Origin of the sequence: Actinophytocola oryzae (assembly GCF_004364325.1) — a bacterium.
GTDB classification, from domain to species: Bacteria; Actinomycetota; Actinomycetes; order Mycobacteriales; family Pseudonocardiaceae; genus Actinophytocola; species Actinophytocola oryzae.
In genome coordinates, this window is record NZ_SOCP01000006.1 from 327,578 (window position 1) to 349,479 (window position 21,902).

Consider the following 21,902-nt stretch of genomic DNA (forward strand, 5'->3'; position numbering starts at 1 on the left):
CTACCGCCGACTAACCAACCTCATTCTGTTAGGAGTTCTCAGTGATGGCAGCGGCCGTCGCTGCGCCCGGGTGTCCCGAAGGTGCTGGTCAGGGTGGAGGAGGGCCATTGCCCAGCCCCTACCCGCTGTCGGGCTCCGGTCCGGGACCTCGTTAACGGCCTGGGGCCGCGTTGTGGTGAGACGCGGCCCCGAACCACTGTCAGCGTTTCCAGAATGGTTGGCGTGGGCGAGCCGTGCCGCCATCGTCGGCCAGGGAGGTCAGCGTTGCGATGGTCTTCTGCCAGCGACGGTCCACTTCTGCCGGGTCGGCGGTCGGGGCGGCCAGCTCAGTCGACAGTGCCTCCAGGGTGTTGCGGGCCTCTTCCGGTTCGGTGGTTTGTTGCCACGTCGGCAGTTGGAGGCGGATGCGTTCCGACAGTGCGGTCAGCAGGCCTGCTCGTAGCCACACGTCCTGCCCGTCGTTACCGGTGAGGCGGGTCAGCTCCCCGGTGACGAAGTTCTTCAGTGACTTCGCGTCGCTCGGTGACGGCACCGGAGGCACTGGCCTGCCGGGCTTCCTGCTTCGTGGCGGCACTGTCGGTGGTGTCCACGGAGCGTTGGGACCGCCCGGCGTCGGGAAGCTGTCGCCGGGAGTGCCGAAGCCGCCGCCCGGTGTGCCGTAACCGCCAGGAATGTCCTGACCGCCGCCAGGAACGTCCTGGCCGCCGCCGGGGATGCCGTAGTTGCCCCCGGGGCCGCTGCCGGGGGTTCCGTAGCTGTCGCCAGGGGTGCCGTAGCCGCCGGCTGGTCGCGGGACGCTACCCGGTTGCGGTGTGGGTTGTGGCGCACCGGCTGGAGCGCCGCCCTGCTTGCTGAAGCGGGCGCCGTGAGCGGAGCCTCCGGCGGATTCCCCGCTGAACCGGGACATGGCGCCGAAGGTGCGCATGGCCGCCGCCGGAGCCGTGGCCGCCGGAGCCGCAGTGACGGGTACTTCCCAACCGCTGGGGAGGTCCACCGGCTGGGTAACTCGACGGGTCTTGCCACCCTCGTTCACCACTCGTTGGTCGACCGCCACGAACGCCGTGAAGCGGGACAGCACGTTGAACTTCAGTGACGTCTCGACGATCTGATGTTCGAGTGTCTTCTGGCCCGTCACGTACCTGTCTTCCAGGTCGCGGATGCTCGCTCTCGCCCAGAGTGCCGCCAGTGCCGGGTTCGTGCTCCGGGCGGCGGTCACCTCGGTGCGCCAGTTCGGCATGCCGCTCACCACCACCGCGCCTTCCGCGGTGCCCGTGAACCTGCCCAGCACCACCACGGGTGCGCCTGGGTACAGGTCCGGCACCGGAGCGGGGGCCAGCGTCGCCGGGTCCACTGCCAGACCGTCCTGCGTGACGCACAGCTCGGTCACCAGTGGGGTGCCGATCCTGCGGTGGATGTTGTGCATGGCCTCGTCCAGCCGGTCCTCTGACTCGACCAGCTCGCACCGACCCTGCGATCCGGCCAGCCTCTGCAGGAAGCCCTCGTTGACGGCGCGGTCGATGCCGACCGTGTGCACCCGTACGCCAGCCAGCGTCGGGGCCAGCTCACTCAGGATCTGGTCCTCGTTGCCGATCTGGCCGTCCGTTACCAGCACCAGGACGCGCTCTCGGTCAGCGGCCTCCCGCAGGAGGTTCGTGGCGCGCCGCAGTGGGGACAGCATCTCGGTGCCGCCGCGTGCGTCCAGGGTGGCCAGGAACTCCACCGCGCGGAAACGGTTGCGGTCGGTCGCCTCCACCAAACCGTCCGGGAGACCGGGCGGGGTGTCGGTCTGGTAGTCGAACGCCAGCACCGCGAAGCGGTCGTCACCACGGAGGGTGTCGACGATCCGGGATGCCGCACGGCGTGCCGCGACCATCTTCCAGCCACCCATCGAGCCCGAGCGGTCCAGCACCAGCACGACGTCGCGGGCACGCCCGACCAGCTCGTTCGCCGGTGGCAGCACGGTCAGCGCGAACGTGCCGCCCTCGTCGTCCGGGAGCACGGCCAGCGAGGTGGTCACCGCGTCCTCGTCACCGAGGCGCAGGCGCAACAGGAAGTCGCGGTCGGCGCGTTCGCCCGGGTCGAGGCGGATCCGCATACCGTTCGGCGTGTCCTCGGTGGCCACCGTGTGCAGGCTCGAGCGGACGCCTGCCAGCGGCAGGCCTGCCGTGTCGACCTCGACCTCCAGCGAGAGCGCCACCGGGTTGGGAAAGCCGGGGAGGAGGACCGGCGGCGAGATCCGGGAGGCGTCCGGCACCGCGTCGGTGTCCTCGGCCGTGCCGTCGCCGACCTGCGCACCTTCCAGCGGTGTGCCCGGGATGTACCTCGGCGCCACCACCAGCGGGAACCGGAACGTGGCCTCGCCGTCCTCGTACGACAGCGCGCCCGCGAGCGTGAGATGCACGGTCACCCGTTCACCGGGGACGATGTTGCCCACGCGCATCGTGAACACGCCGGGCCGTTCCTCCTCGGCGATCGACGCCCGCTTGCCCTCCTGTATCGCCTGGTCGTAGTCGGCCCGTGCCTGGCCGCGCTCCTTCAACAGGCCCTCGACCACCCGGCCGTCGGCCTCCATACGCATCGCGGTGACCGCCGCGCGTGGCGGCAGCGGGAAGACGTAGGTGGCCTCGAGTGGCTCGTCGTGGGTGTTGCGGAAGCCCTGTGTCACCTCGGTCTGGGACGCGAGGCCCGTGATGCGCGTGCGGACGTCGATCGACTCGAGGGGCAGGTTGCCACGTTTGGTGCGCAGGCAGCCGAGCCCGTCGTCGTCCGTCGGCCGGGCGGTCACCTCCGCCTGGTCGATCAGCTCGATGTCGGTACTCATCGGCGTTCCTTTCGTGGGGAGAGGCCGAGTCGGTCGATCGCGTCGAGGAGCGGTCGCGCTGCCGCGGTCAGTTCCGCGATGTCGGCGTCGTCAAGAGGTCTCGTGGAGCCGTCCAGCAGGACTGTGACACTGTCACCGACGCGGAACGCGGGGACGGCCCTCGTGACAGTGTCGGTGTCGTCGTGTGGGTCGGTGTCGTGGTGTCCCCAGAACTTCTCGCCGGAGATCTGCATCGCCGGGGGCACGTGGATGATGTCGAGGCTCGTCCTGGCGATGTCGGCGAGCTCCGCGTCGGTGGTGCCGATCAGCCGCTCCTGGACCTCGGCGAGCGACAGGCCCTGGGCCTGCAGCCGCTTGATGGCTGCCAGCTGCAACGCGTGCCTGGTGCCGTACAGCGCGACCCGTCCCCTGGTCGCCGACGGGCGGTCGACGAGGCCGATGGTGGTGTACCACCGGATGGTCCGCCCGTTGGGCAGCTCGCGGACGCGCCCGTTCCGCTGGCCGTCGTACTCGCTGGCCAGCAGGTCCGCGACGCGGCCCGAAAGCTGCTCGAGGGTCCACAACTCGTCGTTCATGCTGCAATGTTGACAGTGTCTGATGACAGTGTCAAGCTATCCCCAGCCGAGCTCGTGCAGTCGAGCGTCGTCGATCCCGAAATGGTGGGCAATCTCATGAACGACCGTAATCGCGACCTCCTCCACGACGTCCTGCTCGTCATGGCAGATGTCGAGGATCGCCTCGCGGTAGATGGTGATCCGGTCCGGCAGCACGCCGCCGTAGTGCGACGTCCGCTCCGTCAGCGCCACGCCGTGATAGAGGCCAAGCAGCGTGGGGTTCTCGGGCTCGCGGTCTTCGACGAGGATCACCACGTTGTCCATGGCCTTCGCGAACTCGGGCGGGATCAGGTCGAGCGCGTCGCCGACCAGCTCCTCGAACCGCTGGCGCGTCATGACGAAGGCCACGGCGGTACCGTCCCTACTTCGACGAGGGCGGGGTCGAGGTCTTCGGTGCGGGCTGGGCCTTCACGCTGCCGCGCACCGGCCGCAGTGATCCGTCCGGCTCGAGCGCGCCGACCTTGCAGTTCACCTTCCGGGAGCCCGCGGCCCAGCTCTCCTGCTTCAGCGTGTCCGAGTACAGCGACAGGCTCAGGGCGTTCAGGTCCTTGCTGCCCGTGTACTGGGCGGCCACCGGTGGGCAGAGATCGACGGTCTTCTCCCGCTGCTGGTCCTCGGACGGGTACTCGCCGGGGAACACCTGTGATAGGTCGACGTGGCCGACCACCTCGTAGGAGTGCTCCTTCGCGCAGTCGACCGGGTCGCCGACCTCCTGCTTGTTCACCAGGGCGAAGCAGGTCCCCGGGTCGTGCACGTTCGACTGGTCCTGCTTGGCCGCGGTCCCGGTCGTCGCCAGCAGGCGCTTGCCGGACGGAGTCACCCGCTGCAGGCCGCAGCGCAGCTTGCGGTCGCCTTCGCGCCACTGGTCGGCCGTCGGCTTCAGCGCGCCCACCGTGTACTTGCCGTACGGGTCCAACGTGCCGCCGACATACCTCGCACCGACCTCGGAGCAGCGTTCCGTGACGATCTGCTGCCAGCCCGCGTCGTTGGGCGGCGGGGCGCTGGACGGGTAGTCGCTGGCGATCTCGATGTTGCTCGTCACCTCGAACGTGTGCGGTTCCTTGCACGGGACCCGTCGCATGTTCTGCGGTGCCTCGTTCGGCCAGTCGAGACAGGTACCGCTCGGCGAGTCGAACGCGGCGGCCGCTTCCTCCGCCGCGGTATCTGCCGCACCCTTCACCGACACCGGCCAGGAGAACAGCATGCTCATGCTGAGCACAGCCAGGGCCCCGACGAAGGCGCCAGCCATGACCAACCGTGTTTTGAGCGTGCTCCCTCGGGAGCTCGACCGCCCGACGCGTCCAGACATCGGGTCCATGATGCCAGCGTTGCGCATCGGGGCACGGGTCGAATCGGAATGCGGCACGAATTCTCGTGACGGATACGCTGCTCGGCGTGATCGACCTGAGGACTCTGCGTGAGAATCCTGACACTGTGCGTGCTTCACAGCGCGCACGCGGCGAGGACGAGGCGGTGGTCGACGCTCTGCTGAACGCGGACGAACGACGCAGGTCTGCCGTCGCCGCGGCGGACGCGCTGCGTGCCGAGCAGAAACAGTTGGGTAAGCAGGTCGGCCGGGCAAGCGGCGTGGAACGGGACGCGTTGCTGGCCAGGGGCAGGGAGTTGGCCGCGACCGTGCGGGCGGCGGAGGCCGGCCAGTCCGAGGCTGAGGCCGGGCTCGCTGAGCTGCATGCGGCCGTGCCGAACGTGGTCCACCCGGCCGCGCCGGCGGGCGGCGAGGACGACTACGTCGTGCTGAAGGAGGTGGGTACGCCGCCGACGTTCGACTTCGAGCCGGCCGACCACCTCGACCTCGGGGTGCGGCTCGGAGTGCTGGACATGGAGCGGGGCGCGAAGGTGTCCGGTTCGCGGTTCTACTTCCTGACGGGGGTGGGGGCACAGTTACAGCTCGCGATGCTGAACCTGGCCGCGGCGCAGGCGACCGCGAACGGGTTCACGCTGATGATCCCGCCGGTGCTGGTGCGACCGGAGATCATGGCCGGGACGGGCTTCCTCGGCGCGCACTCGAGCGAGGTGTACCGGCTGGCCGAGGACGACCTGTACCTGGTCGGCACGTCGGAGGTGCCGTTGGCGGGGTACCACGCTGGCGAGATCCTCGACCTGTCGTCGGGGCCGAAGCGGTACGCGGGATGGTCCTCGTGTTTCCGGCGTGAGGCGGGGACGTACGGGAAGGACATGCGGGGGATCATCCGGGTCCACCAGTTCGACAAGATCGAGATGTTCGTCTACTGCAGGCCGGAGGAGGCCGAGGCGGAGCACGACCGGCTGCTGGCCTGGGAGGAGGAGATGCTGGGCAGGATCGAGGTGCCGTATCGGGTGATCGATGTGGCGGGTGGCGACCTCGGGGCGAGTGCGGCGCGGAAGTTCGACTGTGAGGCGTGGGTGCCCAGCCAGGGGCGGTACCGGGAGCTGACGTCGACCTCCAACTGCACGACGTTCCAGGCGCGGCGGCTGTCGGTCCGGTACCGGGACGAGGCGGGGCGGCCCCAGGTGGCGGCGACCCTCAACGGGACCCTTGCCACCACGCGGTGGATTGTGGCGATCCTCGAGAACCACCAGCGGGAGGACGGATCGGTTTCCGTTCCTTCGGCGCTGCGGCCGTTCCTGGGACGAGACGTGATCGAGCCGGTCTGAGCCGGGGCTCAGCCAGGCCGAGCCGGGGGCTCGTCAGGCTGAGCCGGGGGCTCGTCAGGCCGAGGTGGGGTTTCGTCCGGCTGAGTCGGGTGCCGCGGGGGCGCCGGGCGAGCTGGGCACGGTGCTGTCGGGCTCAGGTGACCTGGTCTGCCACGTGCTTGGCTATCTCCAGGGCGCACGTCGCGCCCGGGGATGGGGCGTTCAGCACGTGGACCTGGTTCGGGGCCGTCTCGATGATGAAGTCCTGTACCAGCGTGCCGTCGGGGCGTAGGGCTTGTGCCCGCACCCCCGCGCCCGCGCGGACCAGGTCCTCCCGGCCCACCGCCGGGACCAGGCGGGCCAGGCTTCTCGCGAAGCGCCTTCTGGACAGCGACCTCAGGACCTCGTCCACGGCCGTCCTCGGGTACTTGCGGGCCAGGCGCCACAGGCCCGGGAACCTCGCTGTCTCCGCCAGGTCCTGTGCCGACACGTCCCGCCAGCGGTAGCCCTCGCGTTTGAGGGCAAGCACCGCGTTCGGGCCCGCGTGCACGCTGCCGTCGAGCATGCGGGTCAGGTGCACGCCCAGGAACGGCAGCGACGCGTCCGGCACGGGGTAGATCAGGCCCTTCACCAGGTGCGCGGACTCCGGCTTCAGCGTGAAGTACTCGCCTCGGAACGGAACGATCGTCACCGGTGGGGTCAGGCCGGCCAGCCGGGCCACGCGGTCGGAGTGCAGACCCGCGCAGTTCACCAGGGCGTCCGCCCGGACCACGTCCGTTCCCGTCGCGATCTCGACGCCGCCCCGGCCTCCTTCGCGGATGGCCAGCGCGGGGGTGTTCAGGCGCAGGTCCGCGCCGCTGGTCTCCAGCTGGGCGGCCAGGACCTGACAGACGGCCCCGAAGTCGATGATGGCCGTGCTCGTGACGTGCAGTGCGGCCACGCACGCCACCTCCGGCTCGTGTTCGTGGGCCTCCGCCGGGGTGATCATGCGTGCCGGGACGCCGTTCGCCGCCGCCCTCGCCGCCAGGGCGTTCAGGCCCGGCAGCTCGTCGTTGCCGGTGGCCACCACCAGCTTTCCGCAGACGTTCACCGGGACGTCGTGTTCCTGAGCGAACGCGACCATCGACCGGTTACCCGCCACGGACATCTTCGCCTTAAACGAGCCGGGTTCGTAGTACAGGCCCGCGTGCACGACGTTCGAGTTGTGACCCGTCTGGTGGGCCGCCCAGCGGCCCTCCTTCTCCAGGACCGTGACCTGGTCGCCACGACTCGTCAGCTCGCGGGCCACCGCGAGCCCGAGGATGCCGCCACCGACCACCGCTACACGCCGCACGGGGCAACGCTAGCGTCCCGGGTCACCGACCACAGGCTGCTGGACTGGCCTGTCGGGGCGATCATTGATCGTGTACCGCTCGAAAGCCGGACAACCCGGACCCGGTGCGGGGCGTCAGAACTGCATGCACACGTGCGCGTATTCTTCGTGACCGCACCGAGACCGGAGGGCTGATGACGACCGTCGACAGCGAACTCTCGACCGCGGACGAGTCCTCGGCCGACCCGAAGCCGGCCCGCACCTGGAAGTCGCAGGTCATCAACTGGCTGCGCAGGGTGATGATCGTCGCGGTGGTCGTCGGGGCGGCGTACTACCTCGTCACCCGATGGGACGAAGTCACCGACACGCTCAGCACCATTCCCTGGTACTCGGCAGTGCTGAGCATGCTCGCCGTGTCGGTCGGCGTGGTCATGGGCGCGTTCTCGTGGCGGGTGATCGCCATCGACCTCGGCGCCTCCGTCGGGCACATCCGCGGCTCGCAGATCTACCTCGTCAGCCAGCTCGGCAAGTACGTCCCCGGCTCCGTCTGGGCCTACCTGCTGCAGATGGAACTCGGCAAGAAGGTCGGCATCCCGCGCGCCCGCATGTTCATCAGCACGCTCGTGCAGATCGGCGTCTCCGTCGTCGCCATGCTGTCGCTCGGCATGATCGCCCTGCCCCGGCTGCTCGAGGACAACCCGCAGGCGGCCTGGCTGTACGCGCTGCTGCCGCTGAGCCTCGTCGCGCTGCACCCGAAGGTCATGACCTGGGGCGTCAACCTGGCGCTCAAGGTCCTGCGCCGCCCGCCGCTGGACCAGCCGCTGCGCTGGCAGACCATCGGCAAGACCCTCGGCTACTCCGTCCTCGCCTACGTCTTCATGGGCGCGCACCTGTGGCTGCTCGCCTCGACCAACGGTGAGCTCGACGCGGGCCTGCTGCTCATCTGCATCGGCACCATGGCCATCGGCCTGCTCGCCGGGATGCTGTTCTTCATCGTCCCGTCCGGCGCGGGGGCCCGCGACGTCCTGGTCGCGCTCGCCCTCACGCCCGCCGTCGGCGTCACGGCGGCAGCCGCGTTCGCGGTCGCCTCCCGCGTCATGTTCACCGTCGCCGAGCTGGGCACCGCGGGCATCTCCGCGGTGCTGGTCCGTGCCACCGATCGCACCAAGGCGTGACAACCCGATCGAGTGGGTGAGCGTCAACAACTCAGGCGTTCAGCGTCGCCGGGGGCCGGACAGGTAACGAGACGGTCACAGGTACGCTGATTCGGCATATCAGTGCACCGGGATCTCTCCAGGGAGGATTGACACCGAATGCAGGGGACCCCCTCAGTCCGGACGGACGAGACCATGGACGAGCCAACCGACACGGCCCGACCTGTGGCGTCGACCGAGCCAGAGCGGGTGATACTCGACCCGACCGGCCGGCTGGTCGCGCAGCGCGGTCTGTTCCGCGGTCCCGACCCGACCTGCCCCGAGGACCTCTACGCCCGGATCCGCGTCGGCAACGCCGGCCGCGACCGTCAGCGCCTGGTCGTGCACGCGGACTCCGAGGTCACCCTCGACACCTACTTCGGTCGCTTCCCGGCCAGCTACTGGCAGCGCTGGACCGTCGTGGACGAGGTCGAGGTCGACATCGTCGTCACCGGTTCCGGCAAGGTCGCACTGATCGCCTCCGACGAGAACGGCGAGACCCGCACGCTCGCGGTCCGCGAGGTCAGCGACGAGCGGGGCGGTGACATCCGCCTGACCGCGAAGCTCGACAAGTTCCTCGACGGCGGCTTCCTCTGGCTCGACTTCGCGACCGAGGACAGCGAGCTGGTCGTCGAGCGGCTGCGCTGGACCGTCCTGCCGCCGGAGCACCTGCGCCAGACCTCGGTCGTCATCTGCACGTTCAACCGTGCCGACGACTGCACCAAGACGCTCCAGTCCCTCGCGGCGGACGACGAGGCGCTCGACATCCTCAACGCCGTGTACGTCGTCGACCAGGGCACCGACACGGTCGAGTCCCGCGACGGCTTCGGCGACCTCACGAACGCGCTCGGCGGCCGCCTGCGCTACCTGCGCCAGCCCAACCTCGGCGGTGCGGGCGGCTTCGGCCGGGGCATGTACGAGATCACCGAGGCAGGCTCCGACGTCAACATCCTGCTGATGGACGACGACGTGCTGTGCGAGCCCGAGCTCGCCATCCGCCTCACCGCGTTCGCCAACCGCACCACCGAGCCGACCATCGTCGGCGGTCAGATGCTGCGGCTGCTGCACCCCAGCTACCTGCTGGCGGGCGCCGAGTACGCCGACTTCCACCAGCTCGTGCCCGGCATGGTCGTCAACGGCGCGCTCGACGACGTGGACCTGCTCGCCGAGGCGGTCGACGACGACGAGATCCCGACCGGCAAGCCGAACCGCGGCGACCAGCGTGTCGACGCCGACTACAACGCGTGGTGGTCCTGCCTCATCCCCGCCGAGGTTGTCGCCGAGCTCGGCCTGCCGCTGCCGGTCTTCTTCCAGTGGGACGACGTCGAGTACGGCTACCGCGCCCGCGCCAGGGGCATCGCCACGGTGACCCTGCCGGGCGCGGGCCTGTGGCACGCGGACTTCGACTGGAAGGACCACGACAAGTGGAACGAGTACTTCGCGGTCCGCAACGCCATGATCGTGTCGTCGCTGCACGCTGACGTCGACCCCAAGCAGACCACCCGCGTGATCGTCTCCCGCGTGGCCCGCTACCTGCTCGAGATGCGCTACGGCCTCGCGGCCACGCTCATCAAGGCCGCCGAGGACTACCTCGAGGGCCCGGAGTTCCTGCTCGACGGCGGCGCCGCCGCGGCGAAGGCCATCCACGCCGTGCGTGCCCAGTACCCGGACACCGTCGTGCACAAGCCGGGGCAGGTCCCAGGCTTCAAGTCCGGTGCGGTGCCGATGATCCAGGCCGGTCCCGCGCCGAGCATGGCCCGGCTCGTGCTGCTCAAGCGGCTGCTGCACTTCGCGCTCGGCAAGAGCGCGCACCAGATCGGCGCGGTGACGAAGAAGGACGCGCTCTGGTGGCACGTCTCGCAGTTCGACGCCGTGGTGGTCACCGACGGGTCGCAGGAGGGCGTCCGGTTGCGTCGCCGCGACCGCGAGCAGACCATGAGACTTGCCAAGGACATGGCTCGCGTGGCCAGGCGGATGCTGTCCGAGATCCCCCGGGTCCGGGAGGAGTACCGTGCCGCGGTGCCCGAGCTGACGAGCCGGGAGAACTGGCGCCGCCTCTATCAGGTGTAGGACGGGCAACCAAAAATGGATATCGACATCATGCTGCCGGCCTACGGCGACAACGCCCTGGTGCGGGAGACCATCGGGAGCGTCGTCGCGCAGGAGGACCCGCGCTGGCGGCTCACGGTGATCGACGACGCACCTGGTGACCTGAAGTCGTTCGTCGCGGAGCTGGGGCACGAGAAGGTCCGCTACCTGCCCAACGAGCGGCGCCTCGGCATCAACAGGAACTTCCAGCGCTGTGTCGACGAGGCGACGGCCGACCTCGTGATGCTCATCGGCGCGGACGACCGGCTGCTGCCCGACTTCGTCAGCCGCGTGCACGCCGCGGCGGAGCAGCACCCGGACGCGGCCCTCTTCCACACGAACGCGATCGTGATCGACGAGCACGGCAACCCGGCCATGCCGCTCGCCGACCGGATCAAGCGGCTGGTGTCGATCAAGGGCGGCGTGGTGACGGGTGGTGAACGGCTGGCCGCCTCGTTGCTCCACGGCAACTGGATGTACTTCCCGAGTGTGGTCTTCCGCAGGGACGTCCTGCGGAAGCACGGATTTCGGGAGGGTTACGACATAGTGCTCGACCTCGACCTTTACCTCCGGATCCTCCTGGACGGAGGTCGGGTGGTTCTTTTCGACCGCCCCGGCATCGAGTACAGACGGCACGCGGCTAGCCTTTCCTCGTCGACGGCGGGTACGGGGGCCCGTTTTGACGAGGAACGGAACTACTTCGCCGAGACGGCCGCAGCGATGGCCGCCGCCGGCTGGCCCCGCGCGGCCCGTGCCGCGCGGTGGCACCTGACGTCCCGAATGCACGCCGCCGCCAAAGCCCTTGCCGCACGAAAAGGAGCGCCGCCCGCATGACGACCTCTCAGACCGCGGAAGTGGAGTCTGACCAGGCCGCGCAGCGCACGATCGAGCTGTCGATCGTGCTGCCGTGCCTGAACGAGGCTGAGACCCTCGAGGTGTGCCTGCGCAAGGCACGCAAGTCTCTCGACGACCTCGGCGTCGTCGGCGAGATCGTCGTCGCGGACAACGGGTCTACCGACGGTTCCCAGGACATCGCCCGCAGCTGTGGCGCCCGAGTCGTCGACGTGCCGCGCCGTGGCTACGGCGCCGCGCTGGCCGCTGGCTTCGCCGCCGCCGAGGGCACCTACGTGCTCATGGCCGACGCCGACGACAGCTACGCGCTCGACGACATCGGCGGGTTCCTCGAGTCGCTGCGCGCGGGCAACGAGCTGGTCATGGGCAACCGGTTCAAGGGTGGCATCGAGAAGGGCGCCATGCCCTTCCTGCACCGCTGGCTCGGCAACCCGCTGCTGTCGCGCATCGGCAAGCTGTTCTTCCGCATCCCGGTCGGCGACTTCCACTGCGGCATGCGTGCGTTCCGCCGCGACAAGATCCTCGAGCTGGGCCTGCGCACCTCCGGCATGGAGTTCGCGAGCGAGATGGTCGTCCGCGCCTCGCTCGCGCACGTGAAGATGGCCGAGGTGCCCACGACGCTGCGCCCGGACGGCCGCAGCCGTGCCCCGCACCTGAAGACCTGGCGCGACGGCTGGCGCCACCTGCGCTTCCTGCTCGCGTTCAGCCCGCGCTGGCTGCTGTTCTACCCGTCGCTGTTCGTGAGCCTCGTCGGCTTCCTCGGCATGGTGTGGCTCGCGTTCGGCCCGCACGTGATCGGCGAGGTCGGCTTCGGCATCCAGACGATGCTCGCGTTCGCGACGGCGTTCATCGTGGGTCTGCAGGGTGTGGGCCTCGCGGTGATGGCCCGGACCTACGCGGCGCACCTCGGGTTGCTGCCGCCACCGTCCGGACGCGTGATGCAACGGCTCGTGGTGACCTCGTTCGAACGCGGGCTCATCACCGGCATCCTGGTGGCGCTCGTCGGGGTCGGCTGCTTCATCGCCGCGGTGCTGAACTGGGGTGCCAGCGGGTTCGGCGCACTGGACGTGGTCGAGACGATGCGGCTGCCGATCCTCGGCATGGTGCTGATCATCTCCGGCTTCCAGATCCTGACGGTCGGCGTCACGCTCAGCCTGAACCGCATCGGCGAGGACTGACACCGAAATGCCCGAAGTCCTGCTGGTCCTGTTGTACGCCGCTGTCCTGTTGGTGCCGGGTGGCATCCTCGCCGCCCTCGCCGGACTGCGTGGCTGGACTCTCGCGGCCATGGCGCCGCTGCTGACCTACACGGTGGCAGGGCTCGCCGGGCCCTGGTCACAGGCGCTCGGCATCCGCTGGTCGTTCCTGACGTTCCTCGGCTGGTGGGCGGTGTTCGCCGTCGTGGTGTTCGCCGTCCGCTGGTTCTCCGGGAAGGGCACGCCGTCGGTCCAGCTGTGGCCGTGGCGCGCCCAGGCGGGCGTCATCGCGTGCATGGCCGCGGCCACGTTCATCTCGGTCTTCGTGGTCGTGAAGGGCATGGGCGGCCTGTCCACCACCCCGCAGGACTGGGACGCGGTGTGGCACGCGAACAGCATCCGCTGGATCGCCGACACCGGTGAGGGCGGCCTGTACGCCCCCGGCCAGCTGAACTGGTACGAGTCGTCGGCGGGCATGTTCTACCCGAACGGCTACCACCTGGTGGCCGCGCTCGTGTACTCGATCAGCGGCAACTCCGTGGTCGAGGTGCTGAACTCGCACACGATCTTCATCCCGGCGATCGTCGCCCTGTCCATGGTCGCGGTCGTCCGCCGGTTCAACGGGCGGGCGGTCGTCGCGGGCCTGTCGGCGCTGCTGATCGTCTCGACGGCCGCGTTCTACGACAACCTGTGGCGCGGCCCGCTGCTGCCGTTCGAGACGGGCCTCGCGCTGACCCCGCTCGCGGTGATCCTGGTGGCCGACCTGCTGGACACGGAGGGGTCGTGGCGCGTGAGGCTGCGCCCCGCCCTCGTGCTGGCACTCGGCATGGCCGGGCTCATCTGCGTCCACTCCTCGACCGCGTTCGGCATGGTGTTCTTCGTGCTGCCGATGCTGGTCATGCGCTGGGTGCGGGAGCCGAAGCGGATCGCCCGCGAGGTCGGGACGCTGGTCGTGGTCGGCGTGGTGGTCGGTGCGCTCGCGATCGTCGAGCTGCTCGGCATGCTCGGCAGTGGTCAGGGCGTGTCCGACGTGGACTGGCCGGCCAGCGAGACCGCGAGCCAGGCCGTCGGCGACGTGCTGATGTGGGGCCACGCGCAGCAGTTCCCGCAGTGGTGGCTCGGCGTCGCGCTGGTCATCGGGCTCGTGACCTACCGCAGGCTCGGCGACCTGCGCTGGCTCGGCGCGGTGGCGGCCATCTTCGGGCTCCTGTTCGTCGTCGCGGCCGCCTACGACACCTCGTGGTCGCTCAGCCTCACCAGGCCGTGGTGGAACGACCGGTGGCGGCTCATCGCGCTGACCGCGATCCCGCTGTGCGTGATCGCCGCCCACGGCCTCGCGGAGGCCCAGCGGGTGGTCGCGGGCTGGGCGGTGCGGTTGCCGAAGCTGCCTGCCGCCCGACTGGCGGCCGCCGGTGTCGTCGTGCTGGTCGCGGCGCTGCTGACCAGCGGTTTCTACGTGAACCGCAACGAGCAGCGGATGAGCATCAACACCAAGGGACAGGCGGTCACCGCTGCCAAGCTCGCCGGTTACGAGGAGCTGGGCAAGATCGTGCCCGCCGGCGAGCGGGTGCTCAACGACCGGGGCGACGGCTCGGTGTGGATGTACGCGGTCGCGGGTGTCCTCCCGGTCGCGGGCCACTACGACGCCACGCTGACCGGCCCGGAGGCCAACCTGCTGGCGAACCGGTTCAACAAGTACGAGACCGACCCGAAGGTGCGCGAGGCCGTGCGCAACCTGCACGTCGGGTACGTCATCCTCGGCCGGGGGTTCCTCCGACCGGGTGTCACACGTCAGCCCGGCCTGCGTGACCTGGACCGGCTCGACGTGCTCGAGAAGGTCTACCAGAACAGCGACGTGGTGATTTACAAGATCAAGACAGCGTCGGACGCCTGAGGCCCACCGAATGGCACCCCGACCCGCACCTGCGGTTACGATCGGATTTTCGGCCACCAGCTCCATGCCGCTGACCAACCATCCTCTTTGAATAGGACATCGCATGGCTTCCCTGGATTCCACCGAGGGCGAGGAGTACACCAACCGGCTCAACCGGCTGCAGACGACCTCGTGGAAGCGTGTCCTGGACGTTCAGGCGCCCTACCGCTGGAACCTGCGCCGGCTGTTCGGTGACCGCAAGGTGCTCGAGGTCGGCTGCGGCATCGGCCGCTGCCTGTCCCACCTCGCCCCGCGCGGCGTCGGTGTCGACCACAACAAGCACTCGATCGACGAGTGCCGCAGCCTCGGGCTGACCGCGTTCACCACCGACGAGTTCTTCGAGAGCGAGTACGCGAAGCCGAACCGGTTCGACGGCATGCTGGCCGCGCACCTGGTGGAGCACATGCCCCGCGAGGACGCGGTCAAGATCCTCTCGGGTTACCTGGACTTCCTGACCCCCGACGCGCGCCTGGTGCTGATCTGCCCCCAGGAGCGCGGGTACGCGAGCGACAGCACCCACATCGCGTTCTCCGACTTCGACGCGCTGACCGACGTGGCCTACCAGCTCGGCTTCGGCAAGACCAAGCGGCAGTCCTTCCCCCTTCCCCGGTTCGCCGGCAAGGCGTTCACCTACAACGAGTTCGTGCTGGTCGCCGACCGCACGGCGTAGTCCGTTTCCTGGAGGAGCAGAACCGTGGCCGAGCAGGCGACAGCCAGCACACCTGACGCCGATCGCGTGCTCTGGCGCGTGATCCTGCCGAAGGAGAGCGACCCGCTCGACGTCCGGCCGTTGTACATCGACGAGCCCGACAACGTGAACTGCCATTTCACCTCCCGCCGCCAGGTCCAGGTGCCGCCGTCGGCACGGGTCTCGTTCGCGTCGTACTTCAACGCGTTCCCGGCGAGCTATTGGAAGCGTTGGACGACGATCGAGCAGGTCACCCTGCACGTCCGCGCGCGTGGTGCGGGCCGCATCGAGATCTACCGCTCGAAGCCCAACGGCGACCTCGTCCACCTCCAGGGCACCCCGGTGCACGCGGAGGACGGCTGGCAGACCCTCGAGTTCGACGTGTCCCTGAAGCCGTTCGAGGACGGCGGCTGGCTGTGGTTCGACGTGTTCACCGAGAACGCCGAGCTGGAGATCTCGGACGCCTGCTGGCTGTCCGCCGAGCCGCTGCGCAAGCAGAAGATGGCGATCGGCACGACGACGTTCAGCCGCCTCGACGACTGTGTCGCCGCGCTGCTGACGCTCGGTGAGGACGAGGCGGTCCTCGACGTCGTCCACAAGATCTACGTCGCCGACCAGGGCCCCCGCAAGATGCGGGAGCACGAGCGGTACGACGAGCTGGTCGCGGCCCTCGGCGACCGGCTCGAGGTCATCGAGCAGGGCAACCTCGGCGGCGCGGGCGGCTTCACGCGGGCGTTCTACGAGACGCTGGAGCACACGTCTCCCGGCACGGTCGACCAGATCCTGCTGATGGACGACGACATCGCGATCGAGACCGACTCCATCCTGCGGTCCAACATGTTCGCGCGTGCCGCGGCCAAGCCGGTGATCGTCGGTTCGCAGATGTTGAACCTGCAGGCGAAGTCGCGCCTGCACACGATGGGTGAGGTCGTGGACCTCGCGTCGTGTGTCTGGCGTGCCGCGCCCGGCGCGAAGGTGGACCACGACTTCGGGGCGCACTCGCTGCGGGACAGCCCCGAGCTGCACAAGCGCATCGACGCGACCTACAACGGGTGGTGGATGTGCCTGTTCCCGCGCGAGGTCGTGGAGAAGAACGGGCTGCCGCTGCCGCTGTTCATCAAGTGTGACGACGCGGAGTACTCGCTGCGCGCGGGCAGCGTCGACATGCCGACGGTGACGCTGCCCGGTTCGGCCGTGTGGCACGAGCCGTGGACGGACAAGAACGACACCAAGGACTGGACCGTCTACTTCCACATGCGCAACCGGCTGATCATGGCCGCGCTGCACTCGCCGTACGACCTGCGCAAGACCCTGCTGCTGCAGGGTGCGCGGGTGGCCGTGCGGCGGTTGTTCTCGATGGAGTACTCGACCGCCGCGCTGGAGAACAAGGCGATCGAGGACTTCATGGCAGGCCCCGACCGGCTGTTCGACTCGCTGGTCAACGGGTTGTCGGAGGTCCAGAAGCTGCGCAAGAAGTACACCGACGCGCAGTTCGCCCCGTCCGCGCGCGAGTTCCCGCCGCCGTCGTTCGACATGGTGAAGGCGGAGCAGATGCTGCACCCGCCGGTGAACCCGGCGAAGATCGCACTTCGGGCGGGCAAGGCGCTGGTGCACAACCTCCGGTCGCCCGACCCGAACGCGGTCGCGCGACCCCAGGTCAACATCTCGGCCAACAGTGCCCTGTGGTTCCTGCTCGGCAACCTCGACAGCGCGACCGTGTCGAACGCGGACGGCTCCGGGGTGGCGTTCCGCAGGCGTGACCCGAAGGTCTTCCGTGAGCTGGCCACCCGCACCGCGGCCAACTACCGCAGGCTGATCGCCGAGTGGCCCCGGTTGGCGGAGCAGTACCGGGCCGCCGTGCCGGAGCTGACCTCGGTGGAGGCCTGGCGCAAGGTCTTCTCCAGCTGACCTCTGTCCGTCCCGTGGCGGCGCGTCCTGTTCGCAGGGCGCGCCGTCGGCGTGTTCTCGCAGGTCACAGCGTTGCCTGCGTCGAGCATGAGAAAGGCCACCGGTACGAGACCGGTGGCCTTTCTCTAGCGTTAGGCGAGATCAGAGGGCGCGGACGCCAGTGGCCTGCGGGCCCTTCTGGCCCTGGCCGATCTCGAACTCCACGCGCTGGTTCTCGTCCAGGCTGCGGAAGCCTGAGCCCGTGATCTCCGAGTAGTGGACGAAGACGTCATCGCCGCCGCCGTCCGGTGCGATGAAGCCGAAGCCCTTCTCGGAGTTGAACCACTTCACAGTTCCCTGTGCCACTACATATCTCCTGATACTGCTGTGCAAGCCGCCGCGGTTGCGACAACCCGTTGGCCGGTTCAGACGGCGACTCAACCTGGAGCTAACCCGCGCGCCCGCAATCGTTCGCGAGCGTGATCGAACACGAACTCAAAACGACCGAGGACAGTGAACCATACGGAGTTGGCTCGTCGCACCTGAGCGGACCTTGCGAATGGAACCTTGTTCGTAACAGCCGCTCGGAGCGGTCCGAAGGGGTTGCGGGCGATCACATGCTGGGAGACGCTCGTAACGTGAGTGAGCTCGCTAGCGACCAGCCCCAATCCTCCATCGCTCTCAACCTCGATGAGGCGGGGGTCTCGGTCGATCTTCCCCGTCCCGCCCACCGCGAGGACCAGGTGTACGGCGTCCCGTACCGCCCGGTCGAGTTTCGCGACGACGACCTGCCGACCGCCCTCGAGCGTTCGGCCGCATGGCTGCGGCGAACCCAGGAGTGGCTCGGCGAACCTGTCGACGTCATCGCGATCCACCTCGACTACGACGACACCGGCGACTCTCCCTACTACGACGTGAAGCTGCTCTGCAACGAAGAGGACCTCGCGGGCGCGCCGATAGCGCTGCGCGAGGCCAAGGCCAAGTAAGCGGGATCGCCGATGGTGAACGGTCAGCCACGCAGTGTCGCGTGGCTGACCAGACTCGCCCTGCGCGACCACACGTCAGGCCATCCGCCACGCCAGGTCAGCACCGCCACTGCGGCGGTCTTCAGCTCCACCGGCTCGTTCGTCAGCACCCGCACCAGGTCGGACAGCCCCGGGTTGTGCCCGATGACCGCGGTCCTCGCCACGTCGTCCGGCACCTCGTCCAGCACCGACATCAGGTCCTGGTAGGCGGCGGCGTACACCCGCTCGTCGAACCGCGTCGTGGCCGCGGCAAGGCCCGACAGCGCCAGCGTCTCCCTGGTGCGCACGGCGGTGGAGCAGACCACCAGATCGAGGTCGCCCACGTTGGCGGCCACCCACGGGCCGATCAGCGGCGCCTCCCGACGGCCCCGGGGCGCCAGCGGGCGTTCCTCGTCGACCAGGTCGTGTTGCCAGTCCGACTTCGCATGTCGCACGACGACGAGGATCCGGTCCATCTCGTCAGGATGGCACGACTGTCAGGAGAACCAGCGTTCCAGCACCTGCGCCACGCCGTCCTCCGAGTTCGGCGCCGTCACCTCGTCGGCGACGGCCAGCAGGTCGGCGTGTGCGTTGGCCATGGCGACGCCGTGGCCCGCCCAGGCCAGCATCGGCAGGTCGTTGGGCATGTCCCCGAACGCGACGACCTTCTCGGCAGGCACGTCCAGCTTCTCGCACACCCACGCGAGCCCGGACGCCTTGGTCACACCGGCCGGCGAGATCTCGATCAGGCCGCTGTTCGACGAGTACGTGATCTCCAGATCCGTGCCCACCAGCACGTCCCGCACGGCCTCGGCCATCGTCCTGCTGTCCATGCCGCCGTGGCGCAGCAGCAGCTTGGTAGCGGGCAGGCCGAGCACCTCGGCGCGTGACGCGACGTCCGGCTCACCCGTCTCGCCGCTCGGGTTGCCCCACGGGTTGTGGAACCCCGCCTCGATCGCGAAGGGGTGCCGCTGCTCACGCCCGAGCGCCGTCCGCTCCGACGCCACCCGCACCTCGGGTAGCACGGCGGTGACCGCGTTGACGACGTCGTTCAGCACCAGTGCGGGCAGCTCGCGCACCATCAGCACCTCGTCGGCGCCGATGTCGTACACGGACCCGCCGTTCGCGCACACCGCGTAACCGGACAGACCGGCCGAGGCGGCCACCCTCGGGATCCACCGGGGTGGGCGGCCACTGGCGAGGACGAACGGCACACCCTCCGCGAGCACGCGGGCGATCACCCTGGCAGTGCGTTCGGTGATCCGCTCGAGCGGATCCAGCAGGGTGCCGTCGACGTCGGAGGCAACGAGCTCGGGTCTCTCCACAACCCCATCTTCCCTGGCGTCGATCGGCTACGGTGCGTTTCGTGAGCTACCCACCACAGGGTCATGGTCCGGCGGGTCACCAGCCGTACGGGCCGCCTCCACCCGGCTACCCACCGTACGGTTACGGGCGGCCGAGCACAGCTCTCGCCTACGTCACCGCGATCCTCTTCGTCGTGTGCGGTGCACTCGCGCTCACGCTCGCGATCGTCGGCTGGGACGGCACCTCCGACAGCCCGACGATGCTCCTGGGCCTGGTCGGCGCGGCCTTCACCGACGACCTCACCGGCAACGTCGACTTCGCCATCTCCGCGACGATGACGGCCGCGTGCACGACGATCACGTTCGCGCTGGTCCTCCTCGCCAGGCTCGAGTTCGTCCGCTGGATCCTGGCGGTCGTCGGTGCCCTGGTCACGGCCTACTACGTCTACGCGGTCATCTGGGTGCTTTCCCACGACGGCGGCGAGTACATCGCCATGGTGGCGGTGTCGTTGCTCCTGTGGCTGGTGGCGACCGTTCTCGCGGTCCTGCCCGCGACCGGCCGCGCCATGCGCCGCAAGCAGTCCCACGGGCCGCCGCCGTCCATGGGCCCACCCGGCTATCCGCCGCGGTACTAGCTACGGTCGTGTCGTGCGTTTCGGCATCGTGATACTTCCCGAGTACCGCTGGCCACTGGCCGAGCAGAGGTGGCGTGCGGCCGAGTCCTACGGCTTCGACCACGCCTGGACCTACGACCACGTCGGCTGGCGTTCACTGGTGGACGGCCCGTGGTTCGACGCCGTGCCGACGCTGACCGCGGCGGCGATGGTGACCAGGCGGATCCGGCTCGGCACGCTGGTCGCGTCGCCGAACTTCCGCCACCCCGTGCCCTTCGCCCGCAGCCTGCTCGCCCTGGACGACATCTCCGGCGGGCGGCTGACCTTCGGGGTCGGCGCGGGCGGTACCGGCGGGTACGACAACGTCGTCCTGGGCGGCGAGCCGCTCACGCCGAGGTCACGGGTCGACCGGTTCGGCGAGTTCGTCGAGCAGCTCGACTCGCTGCTGACCAACGAGCGCACGAGCATCGCGGGCGACTACTACACGTCCGTCGACGCCCGCTCCGCGCCCGGCTGCGCACAGCGCCCGCGTGTGCCGTTCGTCGTGGCCGCCAACGGGCCGAGGTCGATGCGGGTGGCCGTGCGGTTCGGCCAGGGCTGGGTCACGACGGGCAGGGGCGGCGACACGCTCGACGAGTGGTGGGCGGCCGTCGGGGATCTCGCCAAGAGGTTCGCCGAGACTCCCGGCAGTGACGGCCTCGACCGCTACCTGAGCCTCGACGCGGCACCCGTGTACTCACTGTCCAGCGTGGAGGCCTTCCACGACTTCGCGGGCCGCGCCGAGGAGCTGGGGTTCACCGACGTGGTGACCCACTGGCCGAGGGACGAGGGCGTCTACGCGGGACGGATGAGCACCCTGGAGAGCGTGGTGACCGACGTTCTGCCACGGTTTCGGGCCGGATGACCGGTTTCCCCGGTGAACAGGCGAAGAACTTTCGAGAAGTGACCCAGCACACGGGAACGAGCGCGGGTGTCCAGGCGTCAGTAAGGGCGAGGCGAAAGCCGGAGGGAAATGCAGGGGGAGCGCCAGGGGATGAGGGCCCTCGTACCAAGGGGGAAAGGTACGAGGGTCTTCGGCGTTTCAGGGGCCTGCTCGGGGTAACTCAGCCCGCATGGACACCGTGCGCGCACTTCTCGACAAGGCGGGCCGCACGTACGCGGAGGAGGCCGGCATCCGGCTCGCCGACAAACCGGCCCCGCTCTACCAGCTCCTCGTGCTGAGCACGCTCCTGTCGACCCGGATCAAGGCGGACCTCGCCGTCGCGGCCGCCCGCGAGCTGAAGAAGCGGTACCCGACCCCGCGCAGGATGCTCGACGCGAGCTGGCAGGACCGGGTCGACGCGCTCGGCCGCGGCCACTACGTCCGCTACGACGAGAGCACCGCGACCGCGCTCGGTGACGGTGCCCGGCTGCTGCTCGACGACTACAGGGGCGACCTGCGCCGCGCCCGTGGTGACGACCTCGCCACGCACCTGCGCCGGTTCCCCCGGCTGGGCCCGGTCGGCGTCGAGATCTTCTGTCGCGAGGCGCAGGCTGTCTGGCCGGAACTGCGTCCCCACCTGGACAGGAAGACCCTCGACGGTGCGAGGACCGTCGGCCTGCCCGCCGACGGGAAGAAGCTCGCGAAGCTGGCAGGCAACGACGTGCACCGGCTCGCCGCCGCGCTCGTCCGGGTCAGCCTCGACCGGGAGCTGGCGAAGGCCGTGCGCACAGCGTGACGAGGCGGGACCGGAGCCCGACCACCGGCGCCACGCCGGTAGCC

General features: G+C 69.4%; 20 protein-coding genes. 12 read left to right on the forward strand and 8 right to left on the reverse strand.

Going from position 1 to position 21,902, the window contains the following annotated elements; translation table 11 throughout:
- Positions 1–199: 199 nt before the first annotated feature.
- From CLV71_RS19355 to CLV71_RS19370, 4 genes are read right to left on the reverse strand one after another with little or no spacing between them, the layout of a single operon-like run.
- The gene (locus tag CLV71_RS19355) at positions 200–2,821 is read right to left on the reverse strand and encodes a VIT domain-containing protein (protein WP_133904186.1); all 2,622 of its coding nucleotides are present in this window, start codon (positions 2,819–2,821) and stop codon (positions 200–202) included.
- Entirely contained in the window at positions 2,818–3,396 is a 579-nt protein-coding gene (locus CLV71_RS19360; RefSeq protein WP_208297620.1) for a helix-turn-helix domain-containing protein, read from the reverse strand. Before CLV71_RS19360 ends, CLV71_RS19355 begins: the two co-directional genes overlap by 4 nt.
- Before the next feature lie 36 nt (positions 3,397–3,432).
- Positions 3,433–3,771 (reverse strand): metallopeptidase family protein, encoded by a 339-nt coding sequence (locus CLV71_RS19365; RefSeq protein WP_424923896.1) that lies wholly within the window; start codon positions 3,769–3,771, stop codon positions 3,433–3,435.
- Between the two features lie 25 nt (positions 3,772–3,796).
- Positions 3,797–4,645 (reverse strand): septum formation family protein, encoded by an 849-nt coding sequence (locus CLV71_RS19370; protein WP_243866575.1) that lies wholly within the window; start codon positions 4,643–4,645, stop codon positions 3,797–3,799.
- A gap of 185 nt (positions 4,646–4,830) precedes the next feature.
- Between CLV71_RS19370 and serS the strand changes: the two genes are divergently transcribed.
- Positions 4,831–6,090 (forward strand): serine--tRNA ligase, encoded by a 1,260-nt coding sequence (gene serS / locus CLV71_RS19375; protein ID WP_133904189.1) that lies wholly within the window; start codon positions 4,831–4,833, stop codon positions 6,088–6,090.
- A 133-nt stretch (positions 6,091–6,223) separates the two neighbouring features.
- Here serS and lhgO read toward each other — a convergent pair whose 3' ends face one another.
- A complete protein-coding gene (gene lhgO / locus CLV71_RS19380; RefSeq protein ID WP_133904190.1) occupies positions 6,224–7,402 on the reverse strand; it encodes an L-2-hydroxyglutarate oxidase in 1,179 nt (392 codons plus the stop codon).
- Between the two features lie 173 nt (positions 7,403–7,575).
- Here lhgO and CLV71_RS19385 point away from each other — a divergent pair, with 173 nt between their 5' ends.
- The 7 genes from CLV71_RS19385 (at position 7,576) to CLV71_RS19415 (ending at position 17,239) form a co-directional block, all read left to right on the forward strand.
- Complete coding sequence (locus CLV71_RS19385; RefSeq protein ID WP_133904191.1) at positions 7,576–8,556, forward strand: lysylphosphatidylglycerol synthase domain-containing protein; 981 nt, start codon at positions 7,576–7,578, stop codon at positions 8,554–8,556.
- 174 nt (positions 8,557–8,730) lie between these two features.
- Positions 8,731–10,644, forward strand: coding sequence for a glycosyltransferase (locus CLV71_RS19390; protein ID WP_133904192.1), 1,914 nt, complete (start codon positions 8,731–8,733; stop codon positions 10,642–10,644).
- Positions 10,645–10,659: 15 nt separating this feature from the next.
- Positions 10,660–11,496, forward strand: coding sequence for a glycosyltransferase family 2 protein (locus tag CLV71_RS19395; RefSeq protein WP_133904193.1), 837 nt, complete (start codon positions 10,660–10,662; stop codon positions 11,494–11,496).
- Positions 11,493–12,692 carry a glycosyltransferase family 2 protein gene (locus CLV71_RS19400; protein WP_133904194.1) on the forward strand — a complete coding sequence of 400 codons (1,200 nt, stop codon included), beginning with the start codon at positions 11,493–11,495 and terminating at the stop codon, positions 12,690–12,692. The genes CLV71_RS19395 and CLV71_RS19400 overlap by 4 nt, the downstream gene beginning before the upstream one ends.
- 7 nt (positions 12,693–12,699) lie before the next feature.
- A complete protein-coding gene (locus CLV71_RS19405; protein WP_133904195.1) occupies positions 12,700–14,604 on the forward strand; it encodes a DUF6541 family protein in 1,905 nt (634 codons plus the stop codon).
- A gap of 103 nt (positions 14,605–14,707) precedes the next feature.
- Complete coding sequence (locus CLV71_RS19410; RefSeq protein WP_133904196.1) at positions 14,708–15,313, forward strand: class I SAM-dependent methyltransferase; 606 nt, start codon at positions 14,708–14,710, stop codon at positions 15,311–15,313.
- Between the two features lie 24 nt (positions 15,314–15,337).
- Positions 15,338–17,239 carry a glycosyltransferase gene (locus CLV71_RS19415; RefSeq protein ID WP_133904197.1) on the forward strand — a complete coding sequence of 634 codons (1,902 nt, stop codon included), beginning with the start codon at positions 15,338–15,340 and terminating at the stop codon, positions 17,237–17,239.
- Positions 17,240–17,380: 141 nt separating this feature from the next.
- On the opposite strand, the gene CLV71_RS19420 is transcribed toward CLV71_RS19415, so the two are convergent.
- Positions 17,381–17,584 (reverse strand): cold-shock protein, encoded by a 204-nt coding sequence (locus CLV71_RS19420; RefSeq protein WP_133904198.1) that lies wholly within the window; start codon positions 17,582–17,584, stop codon positions 17,381–17,383.
- Positions 17,585–17,856: 272 nt separating this feature from the next.
- Between CLV71_RS19420 and CLV71_RS19425 the strand changes: the two genes are divergently transcribed.
- Positions 17,857–18,204, forward strand: coding sequence for a hypothetical protein (locus CLV71_RS19425; protein ID WP_243866576.1), 348 nt, complete (start codon positions 17,857–17,859; stop codon positions 18,202–18,204).
- Between the two features lie 23 nt (positions 18,205–18,227).
- Here the strand turns inward: CLV71_RS19425 and CLV71_RS19430 are convergent, their stop codons facing one another.
- Positions 18,228–18,698 (reverse strand): SixA phosphatase family protein, encoded by a 471-nt coding sequence (locus tag CLV71_RS19430; protein WP_133904199.1) that lies wholly within the window; start codon positions 18,696–18,698, stop codon positions 18,228–18,230.
- A gap of 21 nt (positions 18,699–18,719) precedes the next feature.
- Positions 18,720–19,547, reverse strand: coding sequence for an HAD family hydrolase (locus CLV71_RS19435; RefSeq protein WP_133904200.1), 828 nt, complete (start codon positions 19,545–19,547; stop codon positions 18,720–18,722).
- Between the two features lie 41 nt (positions 19,548–19,588).
- Between CLV71_RS19435 and CLV71_RS19440 the strand changes: the two genes are divergently transcribed.
- The 3 genes from CLV71_RS19440 (at position 19,589) to CLV71_RS19450 (ending at position 21,858) form a co-directional block, all read left to right on the forward strand.
- On the forward strand, positions 19,589–20,161 hold the full coding sequence (locus CLV71_RS19440) for a hypothetical protein (RefSeq protein ID WP_133904201.1): 573 nt from the start codon (positions 19,589–19,591) through the stop codon (positions 20,159–20,161).
- A gap of 13 nt (positions 20,162–20,174) precedes the next feature.
- A complete protein-coding gene (locus tag CLV71_RS19445) occupies positions 20,175–21,044 on the forward strand; it encodes an LLM class flavin-dependent oxidoreductase (RefSeq protein ID WP_133904202.1) in 870 nt (289 codons plus the stop codon).
- Between the two features lie 208 nt (positions 21,045–21,252).
- On the forward strand, positions 21,253–21,858 hold the full coding sequence (locus tag CLV71_RS19450; protein WP_133904203.1) for an endonuclease: 606 nt from the start codon (positions 21,253–21,255) through the stop codon (positions 21,856–21,858).
- Positions 21,859–21,902 lie beyond the last annotated feature (44 nt).